Source organism: Mycetocola sp. (assembly GCF_046716805.1).
GTDB lineage: Bacteria > Actinomycetota > Actinomycetes > Actinomycetales > Microbacteriaceae > Mycetocola_A.
This window is the reverse complement of sequence record NZ_JBKJWH010000023.1, coordinates 1-7,360: the sequence shown is the minus strand read 5'-3', so window position 1 is coordinate 7,360 and position 7,360 is coordinate 1. Positions and strand designations below refer to the sequence as shown.

At 63.5% G+C, this 7,360-nt stretch carries 6 protein-coding genes and 2 pseudogenes; 3 read left to right on the top strand and 5 right to left on the bottom strand.

Going from position 1 to position 7,360, the window contains the following annotated elements; translation table 11 throughout:
- Positions 1–297, top strand: a pseudogene (locus ACLQ62_RS01940) (hypothetical protein); the annotation flags it as partial.
- Positions 298–526: 229 nt separating this feature from the next.
- On the opposite strand, the gene ACLQ62_RS01935 reads toward ACLQ62_RS01940, so the two are convergent.
- The gene (locus ACLQ62_RS01935) at positions 527–943 is read right to left on the bottom strand and encodes an ASCH domain-containing protein (RefSeq protein WP_411719974.1); all 417 of its coding nucleotides are present in this window, start codon (positions 941–943) and stop codon (positions 527–529) included.
- Positions 944–1,346: 403 nt separating this feature from the next.
- On the opposite strand from ACLQ62_RS01935, the gene ACLQ62_RS01930 reads away from it, so the two are divergent.
- Both ACLQ62_RS01930 and ACLQ62_RS01925 read left to right on the top strand, forming a co-directional pair.
- On the top strand, positions 1,347–1,880 hold the full coding sequence (locus ACLQ62_RS01930; protein ID WP_411719973.1) for an adenylyl-sulfate kinase: 534 nt from the start codon (positions 1,347–1,349) through the stop codon (positions 1,878–1,880).
- 335 nt (positions 1,881–2,215) lie between these two features.
- Positions 2,216–3,097 carry a proline iminopeptidase-family hydrolase gene (locus tag ACLQ62_RS01925; protein ID WP_411719972.1) on the top strand — a complete coding sequence of 294 codons (882 nt, stop codon included), beginning with the start codon at positions 2,216–2,218 and terminating at the stop codon, positions 3,095–3,097.
- Between the two features lie 521 nt (positions 3,098–3,618).
- Here ACLQ62_RS01925 and ispG read toward each other — a convergent pair.
- The 4 genes and pseudogenes from ispG to ACLQ62_RS01905 all read right to left on the bottom strand — a co-directional run bounded on the left by ispG (position 3,619) and on the right by ACLQ62_RS01905 (position 7,307).
- Positions 3,619–4,773 carry a flavodoxin-dependent (E)-4-hydroxy-3-methylbut-2-enyl-diphosphate synthase gene (ispG, locus tag ACLQ62_RS01920; RefSeq protein ID WP_411719971.1) on the bottom strand — a complete coding sequence of 385 codons (1,155 nt, stop codon included), beginning with the start codon at positions 4,771–4,773 and terminating at the stop codon, positions 3,619–3,621.
- A 42-nt stretch (positions 4,774–4,815) separates the two neighbouring features.
- Positions 4,816–5,862, bottom strand: coding sequence for an alpha/beta fold hydrolase (locus ACLQ62_RS01915; protein WP_411719970.1), 1,047 nt, complete (start codon positions 5,860–5,862; stop codon positions 4,816–4,818).
- 26 nt (positions 5,863–5,888) lie between these two features.
- Positions 5,889–6,530, bottom strand: a complete 642-nt coding sequence (locus tag ACLQ62_RS01910) for a CoA transferase subunit B (protein WP_411719969.1) — start codon at positions 6,528–6,530, stop codon at positions 5,889–5,891.
- A 3-nt stretch (positions 6,531–6,533) separates the two neighbouring features.
- Positions 6,534–7,307 (bottom strand): annotated as a pseudogene (locus tag ACLQ62_RS01905) (CoA transferase subunit A).
- Positions 7,308–7,360: the final 53 nt, after the last annotated feature.

Sequence of the window (7,360 nt, the reverse complement as noted above, 5' to 3'; positions counted from 1 at the left end):
TTGGGGAATGTGCCCATGTGGCCATTCCAGGGGTACATGGGGCTGAGCCTTGCCGGCATGGCTGCCCTGGGTGGCGGGTTGCTGGCACGGGCTCGTGCTCACGCCAATTCCGGCACCCTGCCAAGGGACCCGCGCTGGCCGGGCTGGCTCAATGTGGGCGGGGCCGGAGTCTTCGCCGCCGTCCTGGTGGCTACCGGTGACTTGCCGCCCCTGCTGGTCTACGTCGTGGAGCTGGTGACCGGGGCTGCGCTGATACGGCAAGTCCGCCGGGGCGCCAACCCAGAGACGCCGGCCTAACTCCTCGCGGATCACTCATCGATTGCGAACTTGGACGCACCCCTATTGATTTGGGCCGTCGCTGACCACGCAGCGGATCTGGAACGCCTCGCTTACCGGTCCGGTCCCGGCTGGCCTTCCTTGGCTACTGTAGCCACCACATATCCGACTAAGACCCCGACACGGACCAAATAGACGCGACTGCAGTATTAAGGGCCGCGGCCCGACGTCGGTCACCGCACACGAGCGCTCAGCAGGGGTTCGGCTGACTTCCAGCCGAGATGTACGCGAACGACTGTGGGATTGCCGGCTGCGGATTCAGCGCGCCAAGCGCGAGCGGCTCCGGGAACCTATCCGCGTTCGATACGACAATCGCCACAGCCGCTTCGTTCGACGCGTAATACCTGAAAAACGCGTCGCGCTCGATGACTCCGGCGTCCCCGAATCGGTCCCATATAGCTCCAGGGGTGTCCTTGTGAATCTCTTCGACCGTGAATCGACCGATTACACGACTAACAGGGGCGGTCGCGTAAACCCAAACCGTGCGGATATCGTCTGCAAGACTTCGCTTTCGAAATTCAACTGTCTTATGGCCGTCCATGATGGCGTTTGCGTACCGCGGGTGAATAGCCATCAGTGCGACACGTTCAGCTAACTCTCGATCCACATGACTCCTTCAGGATCTTTGACTTGCACGATTGACTGCGGAGCACCCGCTACGACTCTATGCGCGATTAGCACATCGATCGGCCAAGGCTGGTCTAGAAATCGGTCGTGCCGAAACTTGATAGCCAGGACGCTCTTCCCATTCTTGTGTAGACCAACGACATCGTCATTCGAATACACGGTCCGCTTGAAGGCATATCGCATCGTGGCTTGCGGGTCGTCGGATCTCTGGGATTCTTCGTACCCGGATCTTTCCCGCGTCTGGCTCTCGTAAGCCGGACCCTCAGCGGACGCCCACTGCGAGGGGGGTGCACTCGTTCAATTCCGAGCAGCGCCTTGCTTTCCGACTTGTTGAAAGTTCACTCCTCGTCCGATGGCTAGATTCAGCGCGGGAGAATGGCGGCATGCGAACTCTTAAACCAAGCGAAGTTGTGTACATCGGTGGTCGCGCTGGCGTAGGCAAGACCACCGTGGCGGCAGAGATCTCTCACATCCTGAGAGACGCAGGTGTCCCGCACGCCGTGATCGAGGGCGACAACTTGGACCAGGCTTACCCAGAACCGTGGCGCAACGGAATGCCCCTAGCCGAGAGAAACCTCGCAGCGATGTGGCATAACTACCACGAGGCCGGCTACCGGCGCCTGATCTACACCAATACGGTCAGCGTGCTCGAAATGGCGAATCTGAACGAAGCGATCGGTGGCGAGGTCCGTGCCACTGGAGTGTTGCTTGGTGCCGAAGATAAGACGGCAGCGCTCCGATTAGCTGGACGAGAGATAGGTTCTGACCTCGAAGCACACGTCGAGCGGAGCAATCGCGCCGGGGAGCGGCTTGAACAGTCCGCCCCTGAGGAAGTTCACCGGGTCGCAACTGACGCTCGAACCGTAACTGAGGTCGCACGAACGATTATCGGCCTGACGAAGTGGACTCTGATCTGACCATTAGTCCGACGTGTCGTATGTGAACCCTTTGCGCGAACCTCTTGCGGGACAAGCGGCACGAGACGGAGTGGGATGACCTGGCCCAGACATCCGACTGGCCATTTCGCGTTCCAGAACGATCCGGCCATGGGAGCCGCCATGATCCGGCAGTTCACGATAGTTGCGTCTGTGGGCAGACCTCTGGCGCGTGACAGTTCGATGAGGCTCCAACGGCGGGCCTGCCCCGTCCTGCTCGCACCCGCCCGCCTGGGATTGACGCCACTTGATGCTGCAGAGTCTACTTAGAGACGAAGCAGCCACCTTCCTTGGCCCACTTCATCATTGGAGGCACCGTGACTGATGATCTGCAGGCGAGGGAAGGCCACGTTGAGGTTCGTGGCGGCAGGGTCTGGTACCAGGTGGTTGGCGATGGATTGAAGATTCCGCTGGTTACTGTCCATGGCGGCCCAGGGGGCACGCATGACTATCTGGAACCACTGGAGGCCTTGGCCGACGAGCGGCCGGTCGTGGTTTATGACCAGCTTGGCGCCGGGAAGTCGGATGTCCCGGACGATCCGGGTCTTTGGACTAATGACCGACTGGTCGAGGAGCTTGGGGCGGTCCTCGACGAGGTGGGGTCACCGAGGGTCCACTTGCTCGGCCATTCGTGGGGAACAATCGTCGCGGCCGAATATGCGCTGCGTTCCCCGGGGCGGCTGGCGAGTGTGGTTCTGGCCGATCCGTGTCTAAGCATTCCTCGCTATGCCGCCGGCACTGCGGTACTCCGCGCAACCCTTCCGGCCGACGTGCGGGCGGTCCTTGACCGCCACGAGGCCGCCGGCAGCACTGACTCCGAGGAGTATCAGGACGCAACGATGGAGTTCTACCGGCGACACGTCTGCCGATTGGATCCGTGGCCGGATTCGGTGATGCGTACATTCGGGCAGCTGAACCAGTCCATTTATGAGCGAATGCAGGGTCCGAACGAATTCGTTATCACAGGCATCCACAAGGACTACGACCTCACGGATCGGCTCGGGGGGCTGACGATCCCTACTTTGTTCGTTTGTGGGCGCTATGACGAGACACGGCCGGAGGACACGGAGTTGTACCAGAGCCTCGTAGCCGGATCCGAACTAGCCATCTTCGAGGAGAGCAGCCACCTACCCCATCTTGAGGAGCCCGAGCGCTACACCCAAGTGCTACGAGAATTCCTGCACAGGTGTGAGGCGTAGACATTCCCTGCATAAGCGCCCTTCTCGCTGTCGCTTGCCATGGAAGCGCTCCTCCGTGTTGTCCGGTCGTTCCGTCGCGATCAACTTCCATACGGATTGCCCGAGAATTCGGGTTCCAGCGAGATTGGCTCAGTTCCTGGCTGGCGGTGCGGGTGTTCCATTCTGCTGGGAATCTCTCGCCTTTTAGCGTCAGCTACGACGCTCTGTGGGAACAGTGGACTGTCGCGGCTTCCCGTACCGGCGCGCTACCGTTCGATGTCCCACAAGCTGTTGGACATATCAAGCCGGAGCCTCACCCTCCGAAGGCCCAAATCTGGGTCCGGAACCGGCGATGGCATAAGCCGGACCTTCTAGGGGCACCACCCGATCGTTGCAGCCCGCCACGATCGGTGGCGAGCGCACGTTCGCAGATACCCTGCCCGCAAGAGCTTCGCGGAGAGGTGCCCTTTACGGACCCATGAAACCATTGTCGGCCCTCAGAAACGGGCACCGGGCGAAACAAGCGTCGAACGCCCTCCGGTTCAGCTGACGCTGACCACCGGCGATCCGAGGGACGACTCACTCGCCGGCATTTCGGCAGCGAGGCGGTTCGCCTCTTCAATGAGTGTCGCGACGATCTCGGACTCAGGAACAGTCTTGATGACCTCGCCCTTGACGAAGATCTGGCCCTTGCCGTTGCCGGAGGCGACGCCGAGGTCGGCTTCGCGGGCCTCACCCGGTCCGTTGACGACGCATCCCATCACGGCCACGCGAAGCGGCACGCTCATGCCTTCAAGGCCCTTGGTGACATCGTCGGCGAGGGTGTACACGTCCACCTGTGCCCGGCCGCAGCTCGGGCAGGAAACGATCTCGAGTTTGCGTTCACGGAGGTTCAGCGACTGCAGGATCTGCAGGCCGACCTTGATCTCCTCAGCGGGCGGAGCGCTGAGCGAGACACGGATGGTGTCTCCAATGCCTTCGGACAGCAGGATGCCGAACGCGGTCGCACTCTTGATCGTTCCCTGGAACGCCGGCCCGGCCTCGGTGACGCCGAGGTGCAGAGGCCAGTCGCCGCGCTCGGCGAGAAGACGGTAGGCCTTGACCATGACGATCGGGTCGTTGTGCTTGACCGAGATCTTGAAGTCGTGGAAGTCGTGCTCCTCGAACAAGCTCGCCTCCCAGACGGCGCTCTCTACCAGCGCTTCGGGTGTTGCCTTGCCGTACTTCTGCAGCAGGCGTGGGTCGAGCGACCCGGCGTTGACGCCGATGCGGATCGACACGTCCGCGGCCTTCGCTCGACGGGCGATCTCGGCGATCTGGTCGTCGAACTTGCGGATGTTGCCCGGGTTGACCCGCACAGCGGCGCAGCCGGCGTCGATCGCCGCGTAGACGTAGTTGGGCTGGAAGTGGATGTCGGCGATGACCGGGATCTGGCTCTTCTTGGCAATGATCGGCAGCGCCTCGGCGTCGTCACGGCTGGGTACAGCGACGCGGACGATGTCGCAGCCGGATGCCGTCAGCTCAGCGATCTGCTGCAGGGTCGCGTTGATGTTCGGGGTCGGCGTCGTCGTCATCGACTGGACGCTGACCGGCGCGTCACCACCGACGAGGACCTTACCTACCTTGATCTGGCGGGTCTTCCGACGCGGAGCGAGGATCTCAGGGACCTTGGGCATTCCCAAATTGACTGCTGGCACACGATCATCCTACGCCGGGCGCGCTGAGCGGTTGCCGACTGCTCATCCCCCGATGTGAGCGAGCAACGCTTCACGGAACTCGACCGGACGCTCGAGGTGCGGTGAGTGGCCGCAGCCGTCGAACAGCACCTCACGAACCGCACCGCCGTTGGCGCCGTAACGCTCGAACACCTGACGGGTCTGGCTCACCATCGGCTGCGGGGGTGCCACGCTCGCTCCCGGCCAGCCCGGGATCGCCCCCACCGAGCCGAGCATGTTGAGGTCGAAGAACGACGCATCGCTGACGATGGCGTCGGCGTCGCCGCGGATCCAGAGGATCGGCGGTTTGGTTTCGAGTTCCGTGATGGCGGTGACGTTGAAGTGGTCGGCCGTCATGGTGTTGAGTACGCCGCGGTCGCCCGGTCCGAAGCCTGGCCACGCGTCGTTCGGCACCGAGTTTCCCGGATAGTTGTCCTCGCCGGTCTTTGTCGACAGCATCGACTCCACCCAGAGATCCTCGAGCCCGGTCTCGTAACCGGCGGCGACATACGTCGCGCGAAACACCTGGCGGGGCGAGGTCGGCGAGTCCGCTGTGGTGTCCCCTGCCGCGAGTGCGGCGACGAAATCGGGGTTCGCCCCTCCCCCACCGGTGCCAGCGGCATCCGACAGGATCGTGCCGTCGATCGTCGTTCCGCCGAAGCCATAGGGAGAAACAGGAGCCGTCAGGGTCGCCGTCGCGACGACATCCGCCCGATCCAGCATCAACTGCATGACCACGCCGGCCCCCATGCTCCAGCCGACAAAGTGCGCCCGCTCGATGCCGAGTGCCTCGAGCACCCCAAGCACGTCGTCGCTGAAATCACGCAGTCCCCGTGTGGCGTCGACCGGCGCGGTCTCGCTGTCGCCGAAGCCACGCAGGTCGATCGCGATCGGCCGGACCGAATCCGGCAGGTCGAGCATCAGCGGCTGCCAGAACAGGCTCGACGACACGTTCCCGTGCAGGAACACCACAACGGGGCCGGTGCCCTGATTCTCGCGCTCGAGGACGTTCACGGCGAGCCTCGGCGTCGCGACGGTTCTCGCTGTGATCCCGGCGAGCAGTGTGGCCATGCGTGAACTCCTTCGTTCGTTTCGGTTCAGGCGCTGACGGCGACCCGAAGCCGAGGCTCCGTGGCGGCGATGACCTCGTCGACCGTTACTCCAGGCGCTACCTCCACGAGCACGAGGCCATCCGGGGTGACGTCGATCACGGCGAGGTCCGTGATGATGCGGTGAACGACGGCGCGCCCGGTCAGCGGAAGCGAGCATTCGTTCACGATCTTGGCCGAACCGTCACGAGCGACGTGCTCCATCAGCACGATCACCCGGCCGGCACCGTGGACCAGGTCCATGGCCCCGCCTGGGCCCTTCACGACCTTGCCCGGGATCATCCAGTTCGCGAGGTCGCCTGCGGCGGAGACCTGCATGGCTCCGAGGATCGCCGCATCGATCTTGCCGCCGCGGATCATCGCGAAGCTCAACGCCGAGTCGAAGAAGGCGGTTCCCGGCAGGGTCGTCACCGTCTCCTTTCCCGCGTTGATCAGGTCGGGGTCGACCGCGTCCTCCGCCGGGTACGGACCGACACCGAGGATGCCGTTCTCCGACTGCAGGGTGACTGTCACGCCCTCCGGCACATAGTTGGGTACAAGCGTGGGCAGGCCGATGCCGAGGTTGACATAGGCGCCGTCAGCGAGCTCGAGCGCTGCGCGTGCGGCCATTTCGTTGCGGGTGAGTGCCATGGTTCAGCTGCCTTCCGTTGAGCGAACGGTTCGACGTTCGATGCGCTTCTCGATGTCCGGACCGACCAGCACGACCCGGTGGACGAATACCCCGGGGAGGTGAACAGCGTCGGGGTCGATCTCGCCGGGTTCGACGAGTTCCTCGACCTGCGCGATGCAGATCCGGCCGGCCATCGCCGCCAATGGGGAGAAGTTGCGGGCGGACTTGTTGAAAACGAGGTTGCCGTGCCGGTCGCCGCGTTCGGCGTGGACGAGGGCGAAGTCGGTCGAGATTGCTTCCTCGAGCACGAAGGGTTTCTCTTCCCCGCGCACCGGGAAGTTGCGGACGTCCTTGGGCGGCGAGGCGATCGCGATTCCGCCTGAACCGTCGTAACGACGGGGCAGTCCGCCTTCCGCGACCTGCGTGCCGACCCCGGTCTGGGTGAAGAACGCGGCGATCCCGGACCCGCCCGCCCGCAGTTTCTCGGCCAGCGTGCCCTGCGGGGTGAGTTCGACCTCGAGCTTACCCGACAGGAACTGGCGCTCGAACTCCTTGTTCTCACCGACATAGGAGGAGGTCATCTTGCGGATGCGGCGGTTGGCCAGCAGCACCCCGAGCCCCCAGTCGTCGACGCCGCAGTTGTTGCTGACGATCGACAGGCCGTCGCTGCCTTTCTCGAGCAGCGCTTCGATCAGGGTGATCGGGTTGCGGCACAACCCGATACCGCCGACTGCGATCGAGGATCAGCTGGCGATGTGCGCCTCCGCCTCAGCTGCGCTTGCCACTGTCTTGTCCATTGTCACTGTTGCACCTCCGTTGCTGCGTGTGCCGCCGAAATACGGCTCTGTTG